The 26329-nt window shown below is 36.4% G+C and carries 31 protein-coding genes and 1 tRNA gene; 22 read left to right on the forward strand and 10 right to left on the reverse strand.

The window, feature by feature from the left end; translation table 11 throughout:
* On the reverse strand, nt 1-1496 hold a 1496-nt coding region (locus FJR05_RS22880), incomplete at its 3' end, for a hypothetical protein (protein ID WP_217385675.1).
* A 249-nt stretch (nt 1497-1745) separates the two neighbouring features.
* Nucleotides 1746-2453 carry a ribulose-phosphate 3-epimerase gene (gene rpe, locus FJR05_RS22885; RefSeq protein ID WP_015078151.1) on the reverse strand — a complete coding sequence of 236 codons (708 nt, stop codon included), beginning with the start codon at nt 2451-2453 and terminating at the stop codon, nt 1746-1748.
* Between the two features lie 113 nt (nt 2454-2566).
* On the opposite strand from rpe, the gene FJR05_RS22890 reads away from it, so the two are divergent.
* From FJR05_RS22890 to FJR05_RS22900, 3 genes are all read left to right on the forward strand, one after another.
* Nucleotides 2567-4147, forward strand: coding sequence for a S8 family serine peptidase (locus tag FJR05_RS22890; RefSeq protein WP_168646243.1), 1581 nt, complete (start codon nt 2567-2569; stop codon nt 4145-4147).
* A gap of 265 nt (nt 4148-4412) precedes the next feature.
* Nucleotides 4413-5096, forward strand: coding sequence for a conjugal transfer protein TrbI (locus FJR05_RS22895; RefSeq protein ID WP_168646244.1), 684 nt, complete (start codon nt 4413-4415; stop codon nt 5094-5096).
* 290 nt (nt 5097-5386) lie between these two features.
* Nucleotides 5387-6634, forward strand: coding sequence for an S-layer homology domain-containing protein (locus FJR05_RS22900; protein WP_168646245.1), 1248 nt, complete (start codon nt 5387-5389; stop codon nt 6632-6634).
* A 57-nt stretch (nt 6635-6691) separates the two neighbouring features.
* Here the strand turns inward: FJR05_RS22900 and FJR05_RS22905 are convergent, their stop codons facing one another.
* Nucleotides 6692-8047, reverse strand: a complete 1356-nt coding sequence (locus FJR05_RS22905) for a sensor histidine kinase KdpD (protein WP_168646246.1) — start codon at nt 8045-8047, stop codon at nt 6692-6694.
* A gap of 336 nt (nt 8048-8383) precedes the next feature.
* Here FJR05_RS22905 and FJR05_RS22910 point away from each other — a divergent pair, with 336 nt between their 5' ends.
* A complete protein-coding gene (locus tag FJR05_RS22910; protein ID WP_168646268.1) occupies nt 8384-8713 on the forward strand; it encodes a DUF3155 domain-containing protein in 330 nt (109 codons plus the stop codon).
* Between the two features lie 567 nt (nt 8714-9280).
* On the opposite strand, the gene FJR05_RS22915 is transcribed toward FJR05_RS22910, so the two are convergent.
* Nucleotides 9281-9814: a cofactor assembly of complex C subunit B gene (locus tag FJR05_RS22915; protein ID WP_168646247.1), complete on the reverse strand. Its 534-nt coding sequence runs from the start codon at nt 9812-9814 to the stop codon at nt 9281-9283.
* Nucleotides 9815-9937: 123 nt separating this feature from the next.
* Here FJR05_RS22915 and FJR05_RS22920 point away from each other — a divergent pair, with 123 nt between their 5' ends.
* Nucleotides 9938-10510, forward strand: a complete 573-nt coding sequence (locus FJR05_RS22920; RefSeq protein WP_168646248.1) for a DUF3611 family protein — start codon at nt 9938-9940, stop codon at nt 10508-10510.
* 110 nt (nt 10511-10620) lie between these two features.
* On the opposite strand, the gene FJR05_RS22925 is transcribed toward FJR05_RS22920, so the two are convergent.
* Complete coding sequence (locus FJR05_RS22925; protein ID WP_217385677.1) at nt 10621-11202, reverse strand: Uma2 family endonuclease; 582 nt, start codon at nt 11200-11202, stop codon at nt 10621-10623.
* Between the two features lie 222 nt (nt 11203-11424).
* Here FJR05_RS22925 and serS point away from each other — a divergent pair, with 222 nt between their 5' ends.
* The 14 genes from serS to FJR05_RS22995 all read left to right on the forward strand — a co-directional run bounded on the left by serS (nt 11425) and on the right by FJR05_RS22995 (nt 20005).
* Nucleotides 11425-12705: a serine--tRNA ligase gene (gene serS / locus FJR05_RS22930; protein WP_168646250.1), complete on the forward strand. Its 1281-nt coding sequence runs from the start codon at nt 11425-11427 to the stop codon at nt 12703-12705.
* A 115-nt stretch (nt 12706-12820) separates the two neighbouring features.
* Nucleotides 12821-13345, forward strand: coding sequence for a hypothetical protein (locus FJR05_RS22935; RefSeq protein WP_168646251.1), 525 nt, complete (start codon nt 12821-12823; stop codon nt 13343-13345).
* Nucleotides 13346-13535: 190 nt separating this feature from the next.
* Nucleotides 13536-14309, forward strand: coding sequence for a hypothetical protein (locus FJR05_RS22940; RefSeq protein ID WP_168646252.1), 774 nt, complete (start codon nt 13536-13538; stop codon nt 14307-14309).
* Nucleotides 14310-14656: 347 nt separating this feature from the next.
* Entirely contained in the window at nt 14657-14884 is a 228-nt protein-coding gene (locus FJR05_RS22945) for a type II toxin-antitoxin system HicA family toxin (RefSeq protein WP_168646253.1), read from the forward strand.
* A gap of 2 nt (nt 14885-14886) precedes the next feature.
* A complete protein-coding gene (locus FJR05_RS22950) occupies nt 14887-15108 on the forward strand; it encodes a type II toxin-antitoxin system HicB family antitoxin (RefSeq protein WP_148759974.1) in 222 nt (73 codons plus the stop codon).
* A 200-nt stretch (nt 15109-15308) separates the two neighbouring features.
* On the forward strand, nt 15309-15485 hold the full coding sequence (locus FJR05_RS22955; RefSeq protein ID WP_168646254.1) for a DUF2281 domain-containing protein: 177 nt from the start codon (nt 15309-15311) through the stop codon (nt 15483-15485).
* A 71-nt stretch (nt 15486-15556) separates the two neighbouring features.
* Nucleotides 15557-15784: an antitoxin gene (locus FJR05_RS22960; RefSeq protein WP_168646255.1), complete on the forward strand. Its 228-nt coding sequence runs from the start codon at nt 15557-15559 to the stop codon at nt 15782-15784.
* On the forward strand, nt 15785-16186 hold the full coding sequence (locus tag FJR05_RS22965; protein WP_168646256.1) for a type II toxin-antitoxin system VapC family toxin: 402 nt from the start codon (nt 15785-15787) through the stop codon (nt 16184-16186). It begins immediately after the preceding gene.
* Between the two features lie 221 nt (nt 16187-16407).
* Nucleotides 16408-16881, forward strand: coding sequence for a type II toxin-antitoxin system VapC family toxin (locus FJR05_RS22970; protein WP_168646257.1), 474 nt, complete (start codon nt 16408-16410; stop codon nt 16879-16881).
* 3 nt (nt 16882-16884) lie between these two features.
* The gene (locus FJR05_RS22975) at nt 16885-17052 is read left to right on the forward strand and encodes a hypothetical protein (RefSeq protein WP_168204374.1); all 168 of its coding nucleotides are present in this window, start codon (nt 16885-16887) and stop codon (nt 17050-17052) included.
* 310 nt (nt 17053-17362) lie between these two features.
* The gene (locus FJR05_RS22980; RefSeq protein ID WP_168646258.1) at nt 17363-17605 is read left to right on the forward strand and encodes a hypothetical protein; all 243 of its coding nucleotides are present in this window, start codon (nt 17363-17365) and stop codon (nt 17603-17605) included.
* Nucleotides 17598-17687, forward strand: coding sequence for a type II toxin-antitoxin system VapC family toxin (locus tag FJR05_RS27790; protein ID WP_168646242.1), 90 nt, complete (start codon nt 17598-17600; stop codon nt 17685-17687). The genes FJR05_RS22980 and FJR05_RS27790 overlap by 8 nt, the downstream gene beginning before the upstream one ends.
* Nucleotides 17688-17783: 96 nt before the next feature.
* A complete protein-coding gene (locus tag FJR05_RS22990; RefSeq protein WP_254447041.1) occupies nt 17784-18737 on the forward strand; it encodes a glycosyltransferase family 2 protein in 954 nt (317 codons plus the stop codon).
* 44 nt (nt 18738-18781) lie between these two features.
* Complete coding sequence (locus tag FJR05_RS22995; protein ID WP_168646260.1) at nt 18782-20005, forward strand: MFS transporter; 1224 nt, start codon at nt 18782-18784, stop codon at nt 20003-20005.
* A gap of 56 nt (nt 20006-20061) precedes the next feature.
* On the opposite strand, the gene FJR05_RS23000 is transcribed toward FJR05_RS22995, so the two are convergent.
* Nucleotides 20062-20135: transfer RNA gene (locus FJR05_RS23000), tRNA-Arg, on the reverse strand.
* A 37-nt stretch (nt 20136-20172) separates the two neighbouring features.
* Between FJR05_RS23000 and moaC the strand changes: the two genes are divergently transcribed.
* The 3 genes from moaC to FJR05_RS23015 are packed head-to-tail and all read left to right on the forward strand — an operon-like array spanning nt 20173 to nt 21219.
* A complete protein-coding gene (gene moaC, locus FJR05_RS23005; RefSeq protein WP_168646261.1) occupies nt 20173-20667 on the forward strand; it encodes a cyclic pyranopterin monophosphate synthase MoaC in 495 nt (164 codons plus the stop codon).
* A gap of 47 nt (nt 20668-20714) precedes the next feature.
* Nucleotides 20715-20990 (forward strand): BrnT family toxin, encoded by a 276-nt coding sequence (locus FJR05_RS23010; RefSeq protein WP_168646262.1) that lies wholly within the window; start codon nt 20715-20717, stop codon nt 20988-20990.
* Nucleotides 20974-21219, forward strand: a complete 246-nt coding sequence (locus FJR05_RS23015) for a hypothetical protein (protein ID WP_168646263.1) — start codon at nt 20974-20976, stop codon at nt 21217-21219. Before FJR05_RS23010 ends, FJR05_RS23015 begins: the two co-directional genes overlap by 17 nt.
* Before the next feature lie 39 nt (nt 21220-21258).
* On the opposite strand, the gene purU is transcribed toward FJR05_RS23015, so the two are convergent.
* From purU to FJR05_RS23035, 4 genes are all read right to left on the reverse strand, one after another.
* The gene (gene purU, locus FJR05_RS23020; RefSeq protein ID WP_168646264.1) at nt 21259-22113 is read right to left on the reverse strand and encodes a formyltetrahydrofolate deformylase; all 855 of its coding nucleotides are present in this window, start codon (nt 22111-22113) and stop codon (nt 21259-21261) included.
* A gap of 113 nt (nt 22114-22226) precedes the next feature.
* On the reverse strand, nt 22227-22832 hold the full coding sequence (locus tag FJR05_RS23025; protein WP_168646265.1) for a DUF4340 domain-containing protein: 606 nt from the start codon (nt 22830-22832) through the stop codon (nt 22227-22229).
* A 29-nt stretch (nt 22833-22861) separates the two neighbouring features.
* Nucleotides 22862-24601: an aminodeoxychorismate synthase component I gene (gene pabB, locus FJR05_RS23030; protein ID WP_168646266.1), complete on the reverse strand. Its 1740-nt coding sequence runs from the start codon at nt 24599-24601 to the stop codon at nt 22862-22864.
* Nucleotides 24598-26232 (reverse strand): Gldg family protein, encoded by a 1635-nt coding sequence (locus FJR05_RS23035; RefSeq protein WP_168646267.1) that lies wholly within the window; start codon nt 26230-26232, stop codon nt 24598-24600. Before FJR05_RS23035 ends, pabB begins: the two co-directional genes overlap by 4 nt.
* Nucleotides 26233-26329 lie beyond the last annotated feature (97 nt).

Consider the following 26329-nt stretch of genomic DNA (forward strand, 5'->3'; position numbering starts at 1 on the left):
CACAAATAGAAAACTGACAGACCACTAGCTAAATTCATTTCATCTAGTAATACAATGACAATTCTATCTTCCATTTCTGAATCTTTATTATATTGATATAGTCCCCGCATCAAATCAGTGGGTTTAAACTTCCTCTCAACATAATTATAAAAGCTTTGTAAATCTTGTGGAGAATCCCAGCGCGGTTGTACAGCTAATGTTAATAATTGCGCTCCAATATAATTACTATATCGTTGTGGAAGTTCACTTTTACCAGTCCCACTAATTCCCGCTAAAATCACCAAAGCAGAAATATCTTGGACTTTCAATGATGTATGAAATGCGTTAATTACCCGTTCAGAAAAAGTTAATCCTTGAGATTTAATACTATTAATAAAACCCGTAATAAATTCTTTTTCTTCTAGTTGTAATTTATTGTTAGGTAGTTCAGTCCAAAGTTTTTCTCTCAGAGATTGTAATGCTAATTTAGCACTATTTTCTATTTCGGTTATTTCTCCTTTTAATCTTCTAATTTCTTCTTGAAGTTCTTCTTTTTCTTGTTGCAACTTAGCATTATTTTCTTCTAGGGCAGCTTTAATACCCTGCAAAAGCAGGATTTCTCTTTCCAGTTCCCGTAATTCCGAATTCTTATCTCTAATAGCAATTTTTAATTCGTGTAATTTTTGCCACAATTCTTCAATTTTGTGATACTCATTCTGGTTTTCTTGAATTGCTTGTAAAATGCGTTGTTTTTCAGCTTCTAACCTGTCTATTTCTGGTCTTAACTGATTAACTCTTTCTTCAAAACTTTCTTTTTGGTTAAAAATTCCATCATAAGTAATCCGCAATAATTCTAATTCAGTCGCACGTTGTTCTAGTTGTTGAGATTGATTTTGTAATTCTTGAATTCGTACCGTTAGACTATCTAAATCTGCTTTTTTAACAGGTAATTCTAATGCCACTTTCTGGAGATTTATTTTCTGTGATTCTAAGGATTCAACTTGAGAACTTAGCACATAAATTTGACCTTCTAATCCACTTTTTTCAATTTTAAATTGTTCAATTTGTCCTATAAGTTGTTCCAAATGGGATAAATTAGGGCTTTTCTGATTAATTACCAGAATGCGATTTTCTAGTTCTTGTTGTTGCTGCTTGAGGATAGTTGATTTTTGATCAACCTGTTGTAATTCTGCTCGTTTTTCTTTATATTGTCCTTTAACTGGTGCTAGTGCTTCTGCTTCTTTTTGTAATGATTCTACTCTTGCTCGAAGAATTACCAATTGTTCATTTAACTTTGTTAATTCTTCTTGTGTTTTTATCTGATTTTCAACTTGCTTCAATTTAATTTGTGTATCAAGTTGTCTCTTATCTTGTAATTTACTGGCAACAGAAGCCCCTATAATTGCCCCTGTGGTGCTTCCTAATAAACCTACATCAACTCTACCCGTCAGAGAACCAGTTATACCAACACCAAAAGTAAAAGCACCAACTATCATCCAGTCTGAGAATTGCCCCATCTCAACACCTTAACAATTTTTATACTAAGCTACTCAACTAATCTCATTAAATCACAATTAGAAATAACTAATACGTTAAAATTACTTAAATTATTTTACATTTATATTGCAGTAAATTAAGAAAAATTACGCAAATATCACCCTGAAACCAAATTCCAGAGAGCATCAAATTTTATAAAAAAATAAAATAAATCCCCGACTTCTCAAAGAAGTCGGGGATCTGAGTCTTACTTAATCACAAGTATTAAATTAAACAGCAGCTAATTCTGGACTAGGACGCTTACTGTTACGGATATTGGTAATCGCCTCAGCATAATCAGGAGCATTGAACACAGCCGAACCCGCTACAATAGCATTAGCGCCAGCTTCCAAAACTTGCCAAGTATTATTAGCTTTTAGTCCCCCGTCAACCTCAATCCAAGGATCTAAACCGCGTTCATCACACATTTGACGCAACTTGCGGATTTTAGGAACTACGCTAGGAATGAAGCTTTGACCACCGAAACCGGGGTTAACGCTCATAATTAGCACTAAATCGCACAATTCTAGGACGTATTCAATTAACTCCAAAGGTGTACCCGGATTGAGTACAACCCCAGCTTTCTTACCAAGTTCTCTGATTTGTCCGAGAGTACGGTGGAGGTGAGGAGATGCGTTATGTTCTGCGTGGACAGAAATAATATCAGCACCAGCTTTAGCAAAACCTTCTACATACTTTTCTGGTTCCACAATCATCAAGTGGACATCCAGCGGTTTAGTTGTAACTGGACGAATCGCCTCCACAATCAGAGGACCTATTGTAATATTAGGGACAAAACGTCCATCCATTACATCAACGTGAATCCAATCTGCTCCCGCTTTGTCTACGGCGCGAATATCGTCACCCAGACGGCTAAAATCTGCTGATAGAATAGATGGAGCGATAACTATAGGCTTTTGAGATGAATTTTGGGTCATGGCTAGTGGGTTTTAAGCGTCTTCGTCTGTAGGCATTGTAACAAAATATGGATAAATTATTAAAAATTAATTCAAAACTCAAATTTTTAAGAAAACTTTTCCTTCCTAAAAATATGAATAAACGTTGGCTAATTTTTTGGAGTTTAGGTTTTTCCTGCTTGACTGTACCCGTCCTTGCTGGTGTCAAGTTGGCAAATTTTTTAGGTGTTAACGGTATTGATGCGCTGAAACTACATCAAGCTCCTTATAATTTGACTGGGCGGAAAATTGCCATTGGTCAAGTAGAAATTGGTCGTCCGGGGATGTTTGGCTGGGATAAAGCCGTATCTAAAAATCGGGCTGTATCTCCATTTGCAGTGTTTTCACGCAATGTCCCGGCTAAATCAAATGTTGGTGTTGATCCTCATGCTTATAATGTTTCTGGTGTGATGGTGAGTCAAGATAAGGCTTTTCCTGGTGTCGCACCAAATGCGCGACTGTATTCTTCTGCTGTCGGATCTACAAAAAAAATAGGTCAACCGGATGAGTGTTTATCAGCACAACATATTGCTTTACAAAATGGTGGTGATGTGCGGGCGATTAATTTTAGTTTTGGTGAACCTCTAGAACGTGATCCCCGACCAGAAGCTATGTTAGATGGTAATGCTTTACTAACATTATGTATTGACTGGTCTAGTCGGTTTCATGATGTTGTATATACTATTGCTGGCAATCAAGGCAAAGGCGGGATTCCCATTCCTACAGATAATTTTAACGCAATTAATGTGGCTTTTTCCTCAGAACGGGAGGGAATTTTTAATAAAGTTCACGTTTCTAATTTGGCGAGTATTAATCAAGGTATAGAAAATCGTTTAGCAGGGAAGGAATTTAATATTGGTGGGAGAAGTGCAATTAGTTTAGTTGCGCCTGGGACTAATATTCCTTTACTTAATCCTGATGGTAAGATAAATAAATCTACAGGCACGAGTTTTGCGACACCACAAGTTACGGCTACTGTGGCTTTATTACAGGAATTTGTGGATAGACAGTTACGAACTAAACAAGCAAATTGGACTATTGATGCTCGTCGTCATCAAGTCATGAAAGCAATATTACTCAATTCAGCCGATAAAATTCAAGATAGTGGTGATGGTTTACGATTGGGAATGACGAGGACTTTAATTGATAAACAAAATCAAGATTGGTTTGTTTCTGATGCTTATAAAAATACGAAAATTCCCCTAGATGCTCAAATGGGAGCAGGTCATTTAAATGCTTTTCGAGCTTATCAACAATTGAATGGTGGTGAGTGGAAACCTAATACAGCAGTTCCGCCGATTGGTTGGGATTATGGTACAGTTAATGCTAATTCTTTGAAAGAATATGATTTGCAAAAGAGTTTGAAAGAAAATAGTTTTGTGGCTATTACTTTAATTTGGGATCGTTTGGTGGAGTTGGATGATAAAAATAAGAATCAGGAATATGATATTGATGAAACATTTATAGATAAAGGATTAAATAATCTTGATGTTTATTTGGTTAAAAATAATGAAGTTATTGTTTGTGATTCTTTGAGTGAGGTTGATAGTGTTGAGCATATTTTCTGTCCAGTTCCCACTAATGGTAATTATAAGATTCGGGTGCAATTCAAGAAGCAGGTGAATGAAGCTACTCAACCTTATGCTTTAGCTTGGTGGACTGTAGGTGAAAGGTGATAGATAAAACAAAATTCAGGATCTTAAATTCCATTTCATCAACAGTGTTACCAGTAGATTTAACGTAAGCAGTCAGCTAAAACTGGATTTTAGGGGTTTTGAAGTGGGGGAGATTGACACTAATTTGCAGGTAGAAAACTGGCTAAAAACTAATTACAAAACAAAACGTAAGTATGCAGTGCTTATGCTTAATTAACAATTGTTCAGAAACTATCCCAACCAATCCACGTCATCTCACATATCACATATCATTGGCAATCTTATCATGAGTCGTTCTAACCGTTGGCCATCCAGCACCGCTGCACTCATGGCCATAGCCATTACCACAGGTGCAGCTACCCCTCTACTATCCTTTAGTCCTGTTATGGCTCAAGGATACAATCTTAATCAATCGCGGACAATTAGTATTCGCTCTGGTGCAACTTTACCTGTCACCTACGAAAAGGAGAAGGTTATTGTCAAACCGGGTGAAACCTTGGCTCTAACTCTGACAATAGCTGACAATGTTACTGATAGCAACAGAAATATTTTAATTCCTGCTAATAGTGAGGTTATTGGGGAATTACAACCAGTAAACTTAAATACGCGATCGGTAAGTAATAATCAGCAAGGTGTTCGTTTTGTGGCCAGAGAATTGGTATTTCCTTCTGGACAACGACAACAAATTTATGCTAATTCCAAAACCGTCACCCAAACAGAAAGAATTACCAAGGGAGCAAGCACTGGACAAATATTAACTGATGCTGCTATTGGTGCGGGTGCAGCTAGTGTAATTTCTCTGATCACAGGTAACAAGAAAATTGAGGTTTTAGAACCTGTGGGTGGTGCAGCAGCGGGGGCTTTAGCTAGTATACTATTGCGGAAACCGAAAGCTGATGTTTTTGTGCTAAGACCAGAACAGGATTTAGATATTACCCTAACTTCCAATTTAGTCATAACTCGTCAATAGACTTAATAGTAGTAGTTAAGTCGTGAATTTAATCATCTAAATAAAGCGATTGTTTCCCTGAACTATGGTGAAATGTCGCTTTATTTTTATGTAAAAACTATTCTCAATCTCTAGAGGTATATGCAACTAAATAAAAAATGTTAGTTTACATAGAGTATTCCTCCATAAGACTAATATTTTATTTTTGAAAGATTTCGTGATATTGTGGCATTAAAAATCATGGAAACTATCTATTTTTGTTAACGTCAATTATTATTGATGACAAAAAATAAATCCAGAGGCATAAATCAATGTTCACAGTTAATAATTGGCAATCAAAAACAGCATTTTTCATGGCTTTGAGTGTCACATCTACGGTTATTTCACCTTTAATTATCGCCAGCCCAGCTTTTGCTCAAACCTCTTTTAATGATGTTCAATCTAACTATTGGGCATCACAATTTATTCAAGAATTATCGAAACGAAATATTATTGCTGGTTTTCCTGATGGTAGTTTCCGTCCCGAAGAAGCAGTAACCCGCGCCCAATTTGCGGCTATGCTAAATAAAGCTTTTAATAAATCTCCGCAACGGCAATCAATTGTATTTAATGATGTAGCTACCAACTATTGGGCATATAATGCCATTCAGCAATCTTATATTACAGGTTTTTTATCTGGATATCCTGGCAATCGTTTTGAACCGAGTCAAGCAATTCCTCGGCAACAAGTTTTAGTGTCTCTTGCTAATGGTTTAAACTATTCAGCTAGTACAAATATTAATCAGACTCTACAATATTTTAATGACGCTGCTAATATTTCTGATTATGCTCGTAGTCCCATAGCAGCCGCTGTGGAAAAACGTTTAGTTGTCAATTATCCTAATGTCAAATTCCTTAACCCAACTACTAACGCGACAAGAGCGCAAGTAGCAGCTTTTATTTATCAAGCATTAGTGAGTTCTAACCAAGCAACAGCAATTAATTCATCTTACATTGTTGGTTTGCAAACTACTCCTATTCCTACACAACCAACATCTGCTACTATACCCCAGGGAACTATAATTCCTGTGAAGTATGAAAAAGCCGAAAAAATTCTGGTGACAAAAGATGAAATAGCTCCTTTGACATTAATGACATCACAAAGTATCATTACCCAAAATGGCACAGTTATAATTCCTGCGGGTAGTCAGGTTATCGGCCAACTCCAACCGGCTCAAGGTGGTTCTCAGTTTGTAGCCCAAAAATTGGTTTTAACTTCAGGTCAGGAATATCAAATAAGTGCTACTTCTAATGTCATTACGAAAACTGAAACCATTAAACAGGGAATCAGCACCACTGCAATTATCAAAGATACCGTTCTTGGTGCAGCAGCAGCAGCAGCTATAGCTGCGGTGACAGGAGATAAAGCTATTGCGACAGAAGAAGTTTTAGGAGGTGCCGGTATTGGGGGGTTAATTGGTTTATTCTTTGGGAAAAAGAGTGTTGATTTAATCGTTATTGAACCTAATACCGATTTAAAATTAACAATAAATCAAGACTTGCCAGTTGTTTTAAGATAATTGTGATTGGTGTGAAATCAACTCAAGAATAAATGAATTTTAAGTCTGTTCTCTATTCTAGCCAACAGATTGCAACCAAATAATGAATGTAGTTCCTGGAGTATTTGGTAATGTGATAATTGAGTTAATTGCTGGACTAAAAACATCTATGTTTCCCTGCATTTCTAATATTAACTGTTTAGCGATCGCAATTCCTAAACCAGTCCCAGGAATTTCTGTTTGTGCTTGTACGCCCCGGTAATGTCTTTCTCCTAGATGTTCTAGGTCTTGTGGAGGAATACCCGGTCCTGTATCACTAATAGCAATACCTTGTAAGTTCCCTTTTTGTTGTCCACATTGAACTAAGATTTTACCTCCTGGTGGCGTGTATTTTAAGGCGTTATCAAGGATATTACTCAAAACTTCTCGTAAGGCTTTTTCATTGACTCTGGCTAGGGGTAAGTGAGGAGAAATTTCTGTGATTAATTGTAAATTTCTTTCTTGAGCAATGGCTTGTGCAGATATTAATAATGGTGCTAATAAATCTACTAAGAAACAATTAGTTAATTGTTCTCCTGTTCCGGGTAATAATAAGGCAGTTTTAGCTGCTTTTTGCAAATTTGCGTTAATAACTACTTTTGATTCTGGTAGAGGTAAAGGTTCTAAATCTGCTGTATTGAGATCAATTACTTGATCAAATTGTTTTAATAGTTCTTGTAAGCGATCGCTCTCCCGGACTATACTGGTGGCGACTTCCCGATTAGGATCAACCGGTAACATCCGCTTAAATAGTAATTTCCCAAAGGTGCGGATAGCAGTTAAAGGGTTACGAAATTGATGTAAAAGATTATCTAATAAATCCCGTTGTCTCTCTTGGAGAATTTGTTCCTGCTGGAGTTGATGTTGCAACCATGACTGGCGTTGGTCTAAAATGCAAGCGATCGCTAAAGTCTTAGCAATACGTTCAATTTCCCTTTCCTCCCGTTCATTCCATTCCCTATCTTCTCTGGCCGTTACCAATAACCCCATCATCACACCTTCATAAATCAAGGGTAAAACAATTTGGTTATGACTAAGCCAGTATTCATCCTCTGCATCGTGTAAATTTTGCTTTCCTGTTGCTGCCGATTTCGCTGATTCATGGGAAGATATTGGAGTCGGTTTTAACAATCTCATTTGCTGATTGGGTAATGCTAAAACATTAGCTAACCTCACAGGATAACCTTCCCCCACTCCACTATATTCATCACTAGGATTTAATGCTATAGTCTCTGGATACACCATTACCGGAATTAGTTGTGCCTCCCCTGTAGGTTTTTCTACTAGTTCTTGTGTTAAATAAACAACACTAAATCCCGCTCCCATCCCTTGGGTTAGCAGAGCCATTTGCTCTCGACATAGAGCAAGAAAATCAGAACTGGCAGACATTAGCATGAGTTCAGGAATCTAAGAAGGAGTCAGGAGTCAGGAGTCAGGAGTCAGGAGTCAGGAGTCAGGAGTCAGGAAGAAGGAAGAAGGAAATTACCCAGTCCCCAGTCCCCAATCAAGGTTTATAGCTATCTAGTTTAGTCTAGTAATGGATAATTGGTAACGATTAATGGCTGAAAAGTCAGCAATTTTTTTAATTTTTAATTCTTCATTTTTCAGAGTTTTCCCCCAGTTGTATCAAAACATTAAAAACTCTTGATTTTTTAAGATAGAACTTATATAATGACGACGGATTTTGTAGCCATAACTACAGTCTATAGCTTGAAACAGGAGGACAATAGGTTGGCAAGGAGACGCAAGCGGAAGAGTCGTCGTAGGCAAGAAGGACGGCGCATACTTGAGCATATCCCTCAGTACAGCATTGAAAGTGGCGAAGATAAGCCTGTGACAGCAGCGAGAAAGTTTATTCAAGCTGAAGGTATTTTGCCACCTGCGCTGCTACTAGTAAAACGCAATGAACATACAACAGACCGTTATTTCTGGGCGGAAAAAGGTCTGTTTGGCGCTCAATACGTAGAAGAGAATCATTTCTTGTTCCCTAGTCTTAGGATTTTAGAATCACCAACAGTATCAGCACTAGAACCCGTCGCTGTTGCTGTGGCTAGTAACTAAACAACAAATGACTATCATATCTTGTAAATGTGACTTCTGACTCTGTGAATAATTAACTGGCAATTGTGACCAGTTTATTCAAAAATTCCATTTTTTTTAATTTTTTGGTTGAATTTGCCAGTAGGGTTTAAATACATTCTCTCAAGTCATGGCATAATTAATTCCTTATTAATCTATAACATATGAGATTAATCAGTTTTTTTATCAGCTTATACAAAAGAGAATAGCGACAGAGCCAAGGTCATCCAAAGAATGAAGCACAAATTATTTATGCTCTCACTAATTTGGACTACTATCAAGCCCTGTCCACCAATTTAAATTTTTCCTCATGACATCCCAAGCATCAGGAAGATTAACAGCGCTAACAGAATTTTCTCTTCTTCCCTACTGCTGATTTACTCAAAACTTTAAAAAGTCCCTAGGGCATAGGGCTTTAAAGCTCAGTTAATGTCCTCCAAGAGGAGTCGCTGAGAAGCCCACACTCACCTGAAAGGGAATGTGTGGAGTATGTCACTCAGAAGCCTACATGAATGTAGATCATGCTAGTTTTCATCCCCCAATTATCAATCAAGTGTCAAGCGTCTTTAGCTGTAATGCCCTTTGTAACTCAGCCAGTTCATCTCTATGGGCAGTTACAGTAACTGTACTTGAGAAGTTTTGCCCACTTGGGATATTTTCCATCTTGAGTGACACCTTCTCAAGTCTTCCAGATTTTTTCCAGTACAATAACCCACTTAAAGGCGAAAACAGGATTATTAATAGAAAAAATTGGCCAAAATCGGGCAAAAGCATTGATAGAACCAACGCCAAACAACCCAAACCTACGGCTGCTAATACAGTCAAAAATACAGCTAAAAACCAGCTAGGACTAACCAATCCTTCAAAAGTGACTTGATTTTTAGCAGCATCTACCGCTGCGACTCGATAAGCACGAGAGCGAAAATACTCCTTTAATGCAGTCATTAATGTATTCTCATCCTGCTCTGAAGTCAATCGCATCACTTCTGTACGGTCTTTAGTTGAAGCGCGAATAAAGAAAAATAACCCAACTGCTAACAGAAAAGTTAACAAGAAGGTAGATTGAGAAACAGTAGAATTCATAACTAATTTTTACGTCTGAAATTTTCACTCTTACTTAAACCATTATCAATTATTCTGGAAATAGGTAACAGCTAACAGACAACAACCGGAAGTTGTTCTTAATTTTTAAGTTTTAATTTTTATATGACGCAAAACTCCGAAACACCATCATCTAACCTCCGGGCTATAGCCCAACAATTTCGCCTAGCAGGTTGGATTAGTTTATGGATTCAGTTGGTATTAGGTGTAATCTCTGGAATAATTGTCTTATTATTTGGCATTTTTAGTCAAAGAGCCAACAGCCCCAATAATAATCCAGGTACAGGCTTTGGTGTATTTTTAGCGATTTGTGGCATCCTGCTTTTGGGTGCTGGAATTTATTTAGCTTATCGCTACACCAGAATTAGTAAACAATTACAATCTCCTACCCCTAGTAACCGCCCTCGTAAGTCCGAAACCGTGCAAGTAATCCGTTTGGGACTATGGATAAATTTAGCCGGAATATTAGTCACTTTATTGGGAGCGCAAGCGATCGTTGGTACACTGGTAGCTAGATCAATATCTCCTCAAGCCGCAACTACACAACTATTCGACCCAACTCGGATTATTAGCGGTTTAGATATGCTCATAGTCCAGGCAAATACAAACACTGTATCAGCGCACTTTGCAGGTTTATTAGCATCTCTGTGGTTAATAAATCGCATTAATAAACCATAATTAATAATTGACAGTGGTTGTAGCGGTATGCACTTGAATGAGATCCAGAATCTACAGTAAAAGCCATACTATAAGAGACTCTTAACTCCTGACTCCTGCTATATGGTATCTTAATCCCTGAAAACAGGTAATTCTAAAATAAATCCTGGTAAAACATTTTCTCCCGATAAACTTGTCGGTAATGGTACTATTTCTACAGATTGATTTTGACGGTAAATTTCTACTTGTTGATTTTGAGGATCAATTAACCAACCTAAACGTAAACCACTATTCAGGTATTCCTGCATTTTCTCCTGTAGTTGACTCAAAGAATCTGTACGAGAACGTAATTCTATAACAAAATCAGGACAAATTTTAGGGAATTTTTCTTGTTCTTGAATGCTTAAAGAATCCCAACGTTCATTAGCTATCCAAGCCACATCAGGAGAACGTTTACCACCATTAGGTAGAGTAAAAACAGTAGAAGAACTAAATACTTTTCCTAGCTTAGTTTGCAAATTCCATAACCAGACATATCCATTAAAATTTGATTCTCTATTACCACTAATTGCACCAACTGGAGGCATAATTATTAATTCTCCTTTAGCTGTTTGTTCAAGTTTCCAATCTTCATTGATTTGACATAGTTGATAAAATTGATCATCATTTAACCCTATGTTTTTGATATTTAAAATAACTGGTTCAGATGTCATCATTGCTGAAAACTCCTTAACGCTTAGGTAATGGAGAAGAGTATCTGAACTAATTATCAACCATATTTGGTAATTTTACCACTGATCATAATCAAACGCAGATGAACGCAGATAAACGCAGATAAGAAATGTGATATTAGTATATAGGGTTTAGTATTGTTAAACCCCTACGATTAATTATCTCAATCAAGTATAATTGACAAAACTTAACGAAATTCACCAATGCTAGATATTAAACAAATTAGAGAAAATCCCCAATTAGTACAAGAAAAGTTGAATACTCGTAGTGGTAAATACGAGATTCAGCCTATCTTAGATTTGAGTCAACAACAACGGGAATTGGAAGTTAAACGCAATGAACTCCAAGCCCGCAGTAATGAAATTGGTAAACTGGTGGGACAAAAGGTAAAATCTGGTGTTAATCCCCAAGATGAGGAAATTCTGGCTTTAAAGGAAGAAGGGAACAGCCTGAAAATCACATTAAGCGGATTAGAACCCCAGGAAAAAGAGTTAAAAGCGCAAATTCACCAATTACTCTTAGCACTTCCTAACTTACCTAGTGATTCTACACCTTTTGGTAAAAGCGAAGACGATAACCCAGAAGTGAGAAAATGGGGAGATGAATATAAACCCGCAAACCCCAATATTTTACCCCATTGGGAAATCGGCGAAAAGTTGGGAATCTTGAACTTTGAAAGAGCGGTAAAAATCGCCCAAACTCGGTTTGTAAGTTTGATAGGTGCGGGTGCTGCTTTAGAAAGAGCATTAATTCAATTTATGCTTTCTAAACATATTGAAAATGGGTATGTAGAAATTAGTCCCCCGTTGTTAGTAAATACGGATTCTTTAACGGGAACAGGACAATTACCCAAGTTTGCAGAGGACGGTTTTAAATGTGCAGATGATGATTTGTGGTTAATTCCTACTGCGGAAGTTCCGGTGACTAATTTTTATCGAGAGGAAATTATCAACGCGGAAGAATTACCAATTTATCACTGTGCATATACGCCATGTTTTCGTCGAGAAGCAGGAAGTTATGGACGAGATATGCGGGGTTTAATTCGGTTGCATCAATTCAATAAAGTGGAGTTGGTGAAATTAGTAAAACCGGAAAATTCTTTTGATGAATTAGAGAAATTAGTTGGAAGTGCTGAAAGTATTTTACAGGCTTTAAAATTGCCTTATCGGGTGATTAATTTATGTACTGCTGATTTAGGTTTTGGGGCAACAAAAACTTATGATTTAGAGGTGTGGTTGCCTTCTGCCGGCAAGTATAGAGAGATTTCTAGTTGTTCTAATTGTGTTGATTTTCAAGCGAGAAGGGCGGATATTCGGTTTAAGGAAGCAGGGAAAAAAGGGACGCAGTTTGTGCATACTTTAAATGGTTCTGGTTTGGCTGTGGGTAGGACTATGGCGGCGATTTTGGAGAATTATCAGCAAGCAGATGGGACGATTAAAGTACCGGAGGTTTTGCAGGTTTATTTAGGTAGGGAGGTTTTGTGATTTAGGGGTTTTTGTAGAGGCGTTTGGGGTGCGTCTCTACATAAGTTTTATACACAAATTTAAGGATAATTGCTATAATAATGATGTATTTTTTCTGATAATTTAGGAGAATAAAATGGATTATTCACGCCTCAAATACATCAAGAATGTGGATAATATCAATCATCCAGAGAAGTGGGCGTATAAATATCAGGAAGACTCAGATGAACAAGATGAAAATAAGTTACTAATTGGACATGAGTTCCAATTGAACTTTAGCCGACGTGCAAGGGGTGTGGAGAATCATGTTAGGGATCTACCAAAGGGATCAGTAATTATTCTTTCCCAGAGTCCGCGTGGTCAAAGTCGGTTTCTAACGCACGTAGTAGAATTGGTCACTATGTGCTATGAAGATCAACCACAATGGACACCAGATCAATGGGGTGTTTTTAGATCCGCCAGGGTGCTATGGGTTACTCCTCACTTCGATAATCCTAATCGTATTCCGGTCGATATAGATTTCATGAGAGCAAATTGGGGTTATCAGGGTAGCCTAGCAAAAAGCTTGGATAGTAAAAACCTAAAGTCTGCCTGGCAAAACGACATCAATAATCTGATAAGAGATTTGGAAAAGAAGAGAATATTTGGACTTCCGAATTGATTGCAAAACTATTGTCCCATTAGTGCGATCGCTCATCTTGTAGGGTGCGTTAATGAAATGTAACGCACCGTCTTTTATTTATATTTAATTAGTCTGTTATAATACTGATGCACCATAACGGCTAAATTATACATATCTTCCGAAGAATCATATACAATATTATTTTGTACATAGCTATGTGAATACTATTATGCCTCAGTTTCAAATAATTATTACTGCAATCCTCTGTATAGCTATTCTTTCCTGCTGGTTAGTTTTTTCAAAAGGCTTCAATATTGGTATTGCTCCTATAGTAGCTATAGGATTCTTATTGTTATCATTAGGATTAATGTTTTGGGTGTTTTTAACACCTAGTGGCAAAAATTTAGCTCGGAACTATAACAAAATACAACTACAAAGGCTAAAAATAGAGAGTAATTATATGGAAATGATGTATGATTTCAAAAATCTCTCCACATTTCAGCAGGTAGAGGAATGGGATAGAAAAGCGCAAGCCAAAATAGGAGAACTGATTAATATAACTAATAATCTTGAAACAGAATTAACTCAAAATAATAAAATTTTAGATTATTTAATAATGGGTATTAAAGAACAATACATAGTATTTTTAGCGAGTATTGTGGAAAAATTACAAGAATGTATAGATTTTACACCTAACTCTATTAAAGAACAAAAAATACTGTTGAAAGAACTAAAACAACAGAAAAAAGAGTTGCAATTAAAAAAGCGTGAATTAACAGCTAATATGAGATCAATTCAAGCGGATTCTCGTTCACGTAGTATTTATGCTGGTAGAAGTTTTTTAGGTATTTATGATTCTAAACTAGCCGCCCACAAGCGGCGTAGAATTCGTTACCAAAAGGAAGAAGCATTGCGCCCAAGTGAAGATATTAAAGCAGCTATTGATAGACAGATTTTACAAATTGATAAAGATATTCTTTGGGTTGAGAGATTTTCAGAATAAACATCTTGTAGGGTGCGTTAATAAAATGTAACGCACCGTTTTCTATTAAAATTTAACTGTCTGAATCAGGATATCCAGGATTAAAGGATTAACAGGATTATATTTGATGTTGATATTGTGGAATATTTAAATTAGCGCAATTCCTGAAAATGTAGACCAATATTAATAAAACATCCTGTACATCCTCAAATCCTGGAAATCCTGATTCAGACAAAATGCAACTTCTGAAAATATAGATGAATATTAAAAAAACATCCTGTACATCCTCAAATCCTGAGCATTATCTCGACTTCGCTCGATAACCACCTGATTCTGACAAATAATGTTAAAATTTTTACTATCAGAAAATGGTCAAAAAAGATAAACTAATTGAAAAATTAAAAAATAGCCCCAACAATGTAAAGTTTAGTGATATTCGTAAACTTTTAGAGTTAGAGGAATTTTTCTTAGATAGAATTACAGGTAGTCATCACATATTTATCAAAGATGAAACAATCTTAGTAATTCCAGTTCATAATAATCGGGTAAAATCAGTTTATGTTAAACGAGTATTAGAATTAATAGAAGGAGAGTGATCATGAATTATCCCATAGTTGTTTATCCTTGTGAAGAAGGCGGTTTTGTAGCAGAAATTCCCGCATTAAAAGGATGTTTAGCACAGGGTGAAACTTTAGAAGAAACATTACAAGAATTGATAACTGTGCGAAACTTGTGGTTAGAAACAGCTGAAAAACATGGTCAAAAATTGCCAGATATTGAAGGTGCTATTGCAAAAGTGAAAGCTCTAAGTAGTGTATAAATTTTAGAATCAGGATTTCCACCGATTAAAGGATTAACAGGATTGTATTTGAGTTTGATATTGTTTGAATTAGCGCAATTTTTAAGGATGTAGATGAATATTAAAAAACATCCTGTACATCCTCAAATTCTGGACATCCTGATTCAGACAAAAAGTGATAATCTATAATATAATTACATTATAATCCTAGAGGTAAAACTATGACTATTGAACAAGCAGTTTTAGAAAACTTGCGGGAATTACCAGTAGATAAACAACAAGAAGTTTTAGATTTTATTCAATTTCTCAAACATAAATTACCAGCAAAGAAACGCCGTACTCCTCCTGCTTCTATTGCTGGTAAAGGCAAAACATTGGGTGATATTGTTAGTCCTTGAGTATCCTGATTCAGACAATTTTTAGCTACAATTAAAGCATAAGCAACTAACATGAATTAGAGGAAATAATCATGAACACAGCCAAACTTAGCAGTGACGGTACTCACCAAATGGTGATATTACCAACAGAGTTTAAAATGACAGGTACTGAAGTCTATGTTAAAAAAATTGGTAATGCCATTATTCTTATTAGTAAAGATAATCCTTGGCAAACTCTAATTGATAGTTTAGACCAATTTTCCGATGATTTTATGACTACTAGAGATCAACTTCCTGTTGATAAAAGAGAGGAGTTTTAAATGCAATATCTTCTCGATACCAATATCTGTATTTATCTGATTAAACAAAAGCCAGAAAAAGTTATAGCGCGATTTCAAACCTTGTCAAGTTCTGATATTGGCATTTCTTCCATGACCGTTGCTGAATTAGAATATGGTGTTTATAAAAGTCAGCAACAAGAGAAAAATAAAAATGCCCTCATGCAGTTTTTACTTCCTTTAGAAATTGTTGAATTTAGTCAAGATGCAGCAGTAATTTATGGATGTATTAGAAGTGATTTAGAAAGTAAAGGGCTTGTAATTGGACCAATGGATATGCTGATTGCTGCTCATGCAATGAGTTTAGGTGTTACTCTAGTTACTAACAATATCCGCGAATTTTCTCGCATTTCTAAACTCTCATTAGAAAATTGGGCAGAGTAAGTTAATGAAATGTAATGCACCGTTTTCTATTAATATTTAATTGTCATAATCAGGATACCCAGGATTAAAGGATTAACAGGATTGTATTTGATATTGATATTCTGGAATACTTGAATTAAAACATCCTGTGCATCCTGAAATCCTGGACATCCTGATTCAGATAAAAAGGATTAACAGAATACAGTCTAGTAAATTTACCAAAGTAATCGCATTGGAATAATATGACCAGAACAATATACATAGAAACAAGTATTATTGGTTATTTAACAGCAAGACCTAGTAAAAATTTGATAGTTGCTGCTAATGCAGAATTAACAAGAGACTGGTGGGACACTCAGCGAAACTCATTTACTATTTACATTTCTCCACTGGTATTGCAAGAAGTAGCAAAAGGTGATGCAGAAATGGTAAATAAAAGACTAGAAGTTTTAAATAACTTTCCTTTACTTGATATCACAGAATCAGTACAAAATTTAGCACAGGAATTCCAAAAACAAAGTAATTTACCACCCAGTGCTGCTTATGATACTGTTCACATTGCTACAGCTACCGTCTATGGATTGGATTATCTGTTAACATGGAATTGTAAGCACATTGCTAACCCCTATATTCAGAAAAAACTCTCACAGATTGCTAATAGTTTAGAGTATGAATTGCCAACAATATGTACACCTTATGAAATGTTAGGAGAATAATTTATGTGGAATGATGAAGTTTTGGCAGAAATTCGCAAAATAAGAGATGAACAAGCTAAGTCATTTAATTATGATTTGGCTGCTATTTGTGCTGATTTAAGAAAACAGCAAGCAACTAGCGGAAGAAAGATTATTTCTATTCCATTAAAGAAGGTAGTTCTCTCACGCTAATTTTGTAGGGTGCATTAATACAATGCACCGTTTTCTATTAATATTTAACTGTCTGATAGCGCAGCGTGGCGCAAGCCATATCAGGATAACCAGGATTAAAGGATTAACAGGATTATATTTGATTTTGATATTCTGGAATATTGGAATTAGTACAATTTCTGAAGATGTAGATTAATATTAAAAAATTATCCTGTACATCCTCAAATCCTGAGCATCCTGATTCTGATAAAAAAGGATTAACAATTCAGTTAAATCCTGATTCTGACAAATTTGGTATAATTAACATGATCATTTACTAATTAAGTGAAATATGAAAACACTAGACATAAGAGTAACTATAACAAAAGATGGTAAATTATTAGTCAATTCTTCTGTAGATATGCCAATGGGAGAATATAACGCTGTTATGGTATTAGAAGATAGCCCAATTGATCATCATGTCCAAACTTCTGTGAAAAATGCTCAGGCTATTTTTAGAAAATATATTCCTGCTAATAAAAAACTTTCTGAAGAATTAATTCAGGAACGAAAAGAGGAAAGTTTGAATGAGTGAAGTTGTTGTAGATGCTTCTGCTATTTTAGCTTTACTTAATCAAGAAACTGGTAGAGTTGTGAAAAGTTATGTTGGTAATTAATACCCAGACCCCGACTTTTTGGAGAAGTCGGGGATCTATTTTACTCTCTCACCAATCCATTGTTTTTACATCCCCATGACCAATTACCAATTACCAATGTTAGATGTATCCGTAGTTGTCCCAATTAAAGATGAGGTCGAAAGTTTACCTTTATTACTAGAAGCCATTTCTACGACTCTCACCGCTAGTGAATTGAGTTATGAAATTATTTGTGTAGATGATGGTTCTAGTGATGGTACAGCAGAATTTCTCAAGGAACAAGCCCAAACGCGCCCTGATTTAAAAGCGGTGATTTTGCGACGTAACTATGGACAAACTGCGGCTATGTCTGCGGGTTTTAATTATGCTACAGCTAAAGTAATTGTGACTTTAGACGCTGATTTGCAAAATGACCCAGCGGATATTCCCATGTTATTAGCAAAGCTGGAGGAAGGTTATGATTTAGTTAGTGGTTGGCGGCAAAATCGCCAAGATGGGGCGGTCAATCGGTTGCTTCCTTCTAAAATTGCCAATTGGTTAATTCGGGGGGCTACAAGCGTCTATATTCATGATTATGGTTGTTCTTTGAAAGCTTATCGATCTGAATTAGTTGCAGATATGAATCTTTATGGGGAACTACACCGCTTTTTACCAGCTTTGGCATATATCGAAGGGGCAAGAATTACAGAAGTACCTGTGCGTCATCATGCGCGGCGGTTTGGACAAAGTAAATATGGGATATCACGGACATTTCGGGTATTGATGGATTTATTAACTATTCTGTTTATGAAGAAGTTCCTTACCCGTCCCATGCACGTTTTTGGCTTGTTGGGATTAGTTTCCATGATTGCTGGTGGGGGAATAGGTATACATTTAACTTTCATTAAATTGGCTTTTCATGTAGATATTGGTAGCCGTCCTTTGTTGATTTTGGCGGTGTTGCTGTTAGTAACAGGAGTGCAGCTATTTTGCTTTGGTCTTTTGGCAGAATTACTGATGCGGACTTATCATGAATCTCAAGGACGACCAATCTATCGGGTGCGAGAAGTTGTGGCGAAAAATATTAAGTAACGTAACAATAGAAAAATAATTCTTTTTGCATTATTGCATCTGCCGTGAAAGCCTTTGATACTTTTGACGCTAATCTGCGAAAAAACCTGCTCATGTTATTTGCAGCGGGTTTGTTTTTCTGGTCAGGTTTGGCTTCGTTATTGCCTACCTTACCCTTATATATTGAACATATTGGTGCAAACAAACAAGAAATTGGCATTGTCATGGGCAGCTTTGCCATTGGGATGTTGCTATGTCGCCCGTCAATGGGTGCTTTAGCAGATAATCGGGGTCGTAAAATAGTATTATTGATTGGAATGTCTGTGGCGGCGATCGCTCCTTTGGGATATTTATGTGTAAAATCAATTATCCCCCTCATGGTAATTCGTGCCTTTCATGGCATTAGTATCGCCGCTTTTGCCACAGCTTACATGGCCTTAGTCAGCGATTTAGCACCAGAACACCGTCGCGGTGAAATTGTTGGTTACATGAGTTTGGTCAATCCTTTAGGTGTGGGAATTGGTCCTGCTATCGGGGGATTTATTCAAGAAAGTGTCGGTTATACCCCATTATTTCTCTCATCTACGGCTTTATGTTCCCTGGGTTTATTATGTATCATCCCCATTATTAATCCACCAATTGTCACCAAACCAATTAACAGTAAAAATGATAACTTTTGGCAAATATTAACTAGTCCTCGCGTGCGGATTCCGGCTATTGTCTTATTCCTAAGTGGTTTGACTTTAGGTGCTTTGCATACTTTCATCTCCCTATTCATCAAATCAACCGGAGTTGATTTAAATCCAGGTTTATTTTTTACTGCTGCGGCCTTCTCCAGTTTTAGTTGTAGATTATTGACTGGTAAAGCTTCTGATAGATATGGACGGGGTTTATTTGTCACCATGAGCTTAATGGCTTATACACTTGCTATCATCTGTATTTGGCAAGCAAATAACTCTTTCATGTTTTTATTAGGAGCATTGATGGAAGGCGCTGCTTCTGGTACACTTATCCCCATGATTTCTGTATTGATGACAGATAGGGCTTTACCCCATGAACGCGGGAGAATATTTAGTGCTTCCTTAATGGGATTTGATATCGGTTTAGCGATCGCAGGGCCAATTTTTGGTACATTTGCCGAAACACTGGGTTATCGAGATATGTTTGGTCTGACTACAAGTTTAACCATCATCGCCATGATCATCTTCTTTACCCAGTCTAGCCGCAATCTTTCTCAATCTCTGCGTTTTGCCCTTGGTCGCACAGAAGATATCTACGCTGTAAAATAACTGATCAAAAATGCACAAACTCCAAAAAAGGAACTTGTGCATTTTTGATTATAAAATGGGCGAGGAGGGATTCGAACCCCCGACACCGTGGTTCGTAGCCACGTGCTCTAGTCCACTGAGCTACACACCCTTGACTCACGAATTTTATAATAGCACACACTTTCCCAATGACGCAAGCTAATTTTCCAAATTCTTTTCCATTAACCCATTTGGATGCCCAGGGACAAGCCCAAATGGTTGATGTATCCGGCAAAGTAGCCACAATTCGCCAAGCAGTAGCCACTGGTAAGGTACGAATGTTACCTGAGACATTCGCCGCTATTCAAGCCGGAAACACTCCCAAAGGCGACGTTTTAGCCACTGCACGGTTAGCCGGCATCATGGCTGCTAAACAAACAGCGAACTTAATTCCTCTCTGTCACCCCTTACCGTTGCAGAAAATTACTGTGGAAATTATCCCCGATGCCCAACTACCCGGTTATCAAATTGATGCCACCGTCAAAACCAAAGCAGAAACCGGTGTCGAAATGGAAGCTTTAACAGCAGTATCCATTGCCGCTTTAACTTTATATGATATGGCTAAAGCCTTAGAAAAATCAATCCAAATAGAAGCGATTCATTTAGTTAGTAAAACAGGTGGAAAGTCTGGAGATTGGGGATAATGAACACAGAACTTACACAAGGTGAGAGAAAATGAGGGGAATTTTATATGGAATTTGAGTGGAATCCAAACAAAGCGGAGTTAAATTTTAAGAAGCATGGTGTTTCTTTCCAAGAAGCCGCAACCACTTTTAATGACCCATTATCTGTCACCTTTCCCGATCCTGACCACTCCATTGGAGAAAGTCGCTACGTTATTATTGAAATATCTAGATTTAGACAAATTTTAGTTGTTGCCCACACTGATAGAGAAGACAAGATCAGAATTATCACTGCTCGAAAAGCCACCCGACAGGAGAGGAAGTTTTATGAAGAAGGAAGTTGAGAACGAAATGGAAGATGAGTTACGTCCTGAGTACGACTTTTCTCAAATTCAGAAAGGTGTCAGAGGCAAATATGTTGAGCGATATCGGACTGGGACAAATTTAGTGCTTTTAGATCCCGATATTGCCCAAGCTTTCCCCAATGATGACGCGGTGAATGACGCTTTAAGATTGTTAATCCAAATCGCCCAGCGTCAGCAATCCCAGACTGCGGTACAGAGGAAAGAATAGCAAAAGGAAAAAATAAATAAAATACTTTACAAGGAGACTTTACTCAAAAACTACAGTTCTATTTCCATAGACTAAAACGCGATTTTGTAAATGCAATCTTACCGCCCTCGCTAACACAATTCTTTCCAAATCTTTCCCTTTTCTAATTAAATCATTTACCTCATCTCGATGACTTACCCGCACCACATCCTGTTCAATAATTGGACCTGCATCTAATTTTGGTGTCGCATAATGGGCTGTCGCACCAATAATTTTTACACCTCTTTCAAAAGCGCGATGATAGGGATTAGCCCCAATAAATGCTGGTAAAAATGAATGATGAATATTAATAATTTGCGGGAATTTTTCAATAAAGTCTGCGCTAACTATTTGCATATATTTTGCCAAGACAACTAAATCAATTTTGTATTCATCCAGTAATTCTAGTTGTTTAATTTCCTGTTCTTGTTTATTATCTTTAGTAATTGGTAAGTAATGGTAATCAATACCAAACTGTTCAGCTATTGGTTGTAAATCAGGGTGATTACTGATAATTAAGGGAATTTCCGCGTTAAATTCGTTAGCGCGATGTCTCCAAATTAAATCAAATAAACAATGATCTTGACGACTTACCCAAATAGCAATGCGGGGAAGAGTATCAGAAAAGTGTAATTCCCATTTTGCATTTAAAGGTTGTGCGATGGCATTAAAAGCAGGATGAATTACATCTTTGGGTAAATTAAATCCTTTTAATTGCCATTCTATGCGAGTCAGAAATAGTCCAGCTTCAAAATCTGTATGTTGATCTGCATGAGTAATATTACCACCATTAGCATAGATAAAATTGGCAAATTTTGCTACCAATCCCCGTTGATCTGGACAAGAAATTAATAAAGTTGCTGTTTGTTTTGTCATGAAAGTAAATAAAGTGGTTATTGATTTTTAATTAGTCCGCGCAGGTGGTCATTGAGCCTGTCGAAATGCGGACTTTGTTTGTATAGCTACGACTTCCAGTCGCCAAGGCTTCATTATTTATTTGTGGGAGTTGGAGAAGGAAGACTAGGTAATGATTCTAGATCAGTTTTTTCTTCTATTTGTTTCCATTCTGATATATCTCGATTAACTGCATTGACAAAATCCTTAGAAACTAATAATAAATTCATATTTTTGTTATCAGCTTGGGCATATAAAAATTGATTATTAAAATCACCTTTACCTAAAATCAATTGATGACTTTGTTGATTTTTTAGTTTAACATCAATAGTTGCTATAGGTTTATCTAAACCAAATTCTGATAATTCAGTAGGTAAAACTGATACTGTCCTTTCACTTTTTCCCTTAACCAATAAATCCATTAAATAAGAAACAATTGCATCATTTGCTAGTGTTGATATGGGAGATTTTATTTCCCATTGGGGTTTTTCAGTTGTATTCCTTTTTTCGAGTTGTAATGTTGTCTCTTTAAATTTAATTGTTAAAGATTGCACATCATCCGCGCTAAAATCGAAAATTTTCTGCTTTTGGGCTTTGATTTCTGTTTGCCGACTTTTGCCTTTGATTTCATGAAAATAGACAAAACTACCTAACCCCAAGGCTAAAAGTATTAAAATTAAAGTCGTTTTTGGTAATTTCATATTTAAAGTCAATTAATAAATTATCTAAATCAATGAGAAATTAAAACCGCTTCTCGCCATTTTTGCACTGAGTTAATTATATAAATGCGATTGATATATTTTAACATTTTCACTGTAATAATTTCTTCTTGGATTTTTGCTTTTTCAAGTAAATCAGCGCGAAAAGTCCCTGCTAACAAACCGCATTTTACCGGAGGTGTGATAAATTTTCCATTCAACTCTACTACAATATTACCAATACAAGTTTCTGTGATTTCACCTCTTTCATTCCACAATAAAACATCATCACAATCAGGAAAAGCAGCTTTTGCTGTTTCATAAACTTGGCGATTAGTCGTTTTATGGTACAAAAATAGGTTATTAGAGTCAATGGGTGTGCAACACATACCTAGTTTAACAAATTCCTGATTATTCACAGGAGATAAAGGTATAGTTTGATATGTAATTTTACCATAATAATCTAACAACAATCGCACCTTATAAGCTTGATTTAAAAATTTTTTTGTTAATTCATCAAGTTGTTTTTTTAACCTATTGATATCAATGTTAAAATTAAAATAAATTGCTGAGCCTTGCAATCTTTGTAAATGATAATCTAAAACAAAATAACCATCATCAGGTTGCCATAATATTGTTTCCAAAAGTGAAAAATCTGGTTGATTTAAGGTGAGAACTTGGGCTTTAATTTGACATTCTTGATATTCATCACTACTTACAGAATCCCAAACAATTCCTCCTCCAACTCCATACTCAGCTTGACTATTTTTTTTATCAATTAATACAGTCCGAATAGCCACATTAAATTGCGCTTGACGTTGGGGATTAATAAATCCAATACATCCAGTATAAATGCGGCGTGGTGTATTTTCCAACTTCTGAATAATTTGCATAGTCCGGGCTTTAGGTGCGCCGGTAATAGACGCGCAGGGAAATAACGCCCCCATAATGTCATTTATGGAAGCTGTAGTTTTGGCTGTGACGGTGGATGTCATTTGCCAAACTGTGGGATATTTTTCAACATTGAATAAACTGGGAACTTTAACAGTATTAATATTAGCTATGCGTCCCATATCATTGCGAATCATATCCACAATCATCACATTTTCAGCGCGGTTTTTTTCCGAAAAATGTAGTTGATTAGCAATATCATGATCTGTCGCTAATGTCAAACCTCTAGCTGCTGTTCCTTTCATGGGACGTGAGGTTAAATTATTCCCGTCAAGATCAAAAAATAGTTCGGGGGAAGCGGAACAAATAGCAAAGTTATCAATATCAACATAAGCCCCATAATCGGCGTTTTGTGCTTGTACTAATTTGAGAAATAATTCCCAACTATCGCCACTAAAGGGCGAATTTAGTCGTAAGGTATAATTGACTTGATATGTTTCCCCCAAAGCGATGTATTCTTTGATTTTACTAATGGACTGATGATATTCGGCTTCAATAACTGAAGGTTTCCAATTGAGTTGATATTCTGTCGGTAAGGTTGGTTTTGGTAATTCAATAATTTCTGGTTTTTTATATAATCCAAACCAAAGTAGGGGAAATGAACCGGGAGAATGGGTTTCTAGGACGGAATCAAAAGCTGTGGAAGCTTCATAACTAATGAAACCTGCTGCATACATTTGATGTTTGGCGATTAAATCATTTACAAGTTGCAATTTGGGAACAACTTGATCAATACTATCAGCTTTGATAATTTCATCGGGATTTTGAAAACAAAGCCAATGTTTGAATTTAGCATCATGAATTACTAATTTATTTTTCATCGGCGTTTCCACCAAATCACAAAACCTGTTCCTAAACCAATTAAAGGTAATAAAAACAGGGCAGCTTTTCTTAATAAGTTAGCCTGAAGAGTTGATATAACAATCCGGCGATTTTTTGGTTCTTTAGGACGAATTGAAAGAAGTTGTTGATCTTGTTGACTTAGCCAACTAACTGAGTTTAAGAATACATCTCCATTTAATTGTTGTTCAAATAAACCATCAGCGGCAAAATTTGAGTTTCCAAATACTACTAATCTTGACTCTTTCGCAGTAGGTTGAGAATTTGTGGAAATTGGACTTGGTGAATTTGTGGGAATTGGACTTGGTGAATTTGTAGAGGTTGGTGTTGGTGAAGTTGTGGGAATTGCATTTGATAACTTTCTAGTTAATGCTACTCCTAAAGTTAAAGGTCCTTTTAAATCTTGACCTTCATTAAACTCTAATTTTTCACTTTTTTGATCACTTTCTGCCCAACTGTTGGGATAGGGTTTAGTTTTTAATAAAGCCATAGACTCGATACCAGGGACAGGATCAATTTCCAAAGGACGAGTTAAGGGATAGACAGAAATATTTTTCCCAAAATCTTTAGTAATAGGATGTTGTCCATATTCTGTAACTAGAATATAAGCCGGTCCTCGTTGAAAATTTGCCCCAGAAGTGTCAATGGCCAAACGATTATCTAAACGCACACCCCAATCTTTTAAAATAGTGTCTATTTTCGGATCGGTATTAGGATCAATCATCAATAATAAGTTACCACCACGATTAAGATAATTTTGTAAGGCTATGACTTCCCCTGTCAATAATTCTTTCTTTGGTCCAGCGACAACTATAACAGCAGCATCATCAGGAACTTGTGGCTGTTCTGCTAAATTTAAAGCTGATGTTGTAAAGTTTTTATCGGTTAATGCTTTCATTGCTTGGGAAATTGCCCCTTTACTAGCTGAAAGTGGGTGTTCACCATGACCTTGAAGAAAGTAAACTTTAGCAGTTGTAGAACTGGTGATTTGTTGTAACCGATTAGTTAATTTTATTTCTGACAAACGTTCATTTTTATTAATTATCTGAACTAATTGCCGTTTATTTTGAAATTCTAGATAAACTTCGCCATAATCTTCGCCATAATCTTTGACACCAAATTTTTCTGCTATTCCTCGCTTTAATTGAGGATCAACATACTCAAATTTAAATTGGTTACTTTGACGATGATAGTTGTCTAATAATTCTCGATCTTGAAGATTTTGTTCTTTACTGAATAACCAAACTTTCATTGTTTGGGGTAAATTACTCACTAATTCCCTTGATTGAGGGGATAGGGTAAATAATTGACTATCTGTTAAATCTAGGCGCAGGTGATAGCGAGTACCTAAAAAGTTAATTAATCCTAAGATAACTAATACTGATAAGGTGGCAACAAAGGCGTTAGTACCGGATTGGGTGGAACGTTTTTGCCACCATTTACTTTGTTGGCTTTGGATTATTATCCAGAGGCTACAAATTACTAAACCTAGTATTGTTAATGATAAAGGGATTATTCCCCATTTTTCTGATATTAAACCAATGGTTAAGCCGGCAGCTAAAAAGAATGGTCCGAGCCAAAATACAAGTTTCCAAAGTTTATTTTTATTCATTAGGGAATGGGGAACAGGGGAAGTGGGGGAAGTGGGGGAAGTAGGGGAAGTGGGGGAAGTGGGTTTGCTTTTTCAAGTAAATCAGCGCGAAAAGTCC

The organism is Dolichospermum sp. UHCC 0259 (assembly GCF_009711935.1).
Lineage (GTDB): Bacteria > Cyanobacteriota > Cyanobacteriia > Cyanobacteriales > Nostocaceae > Dolichospermum.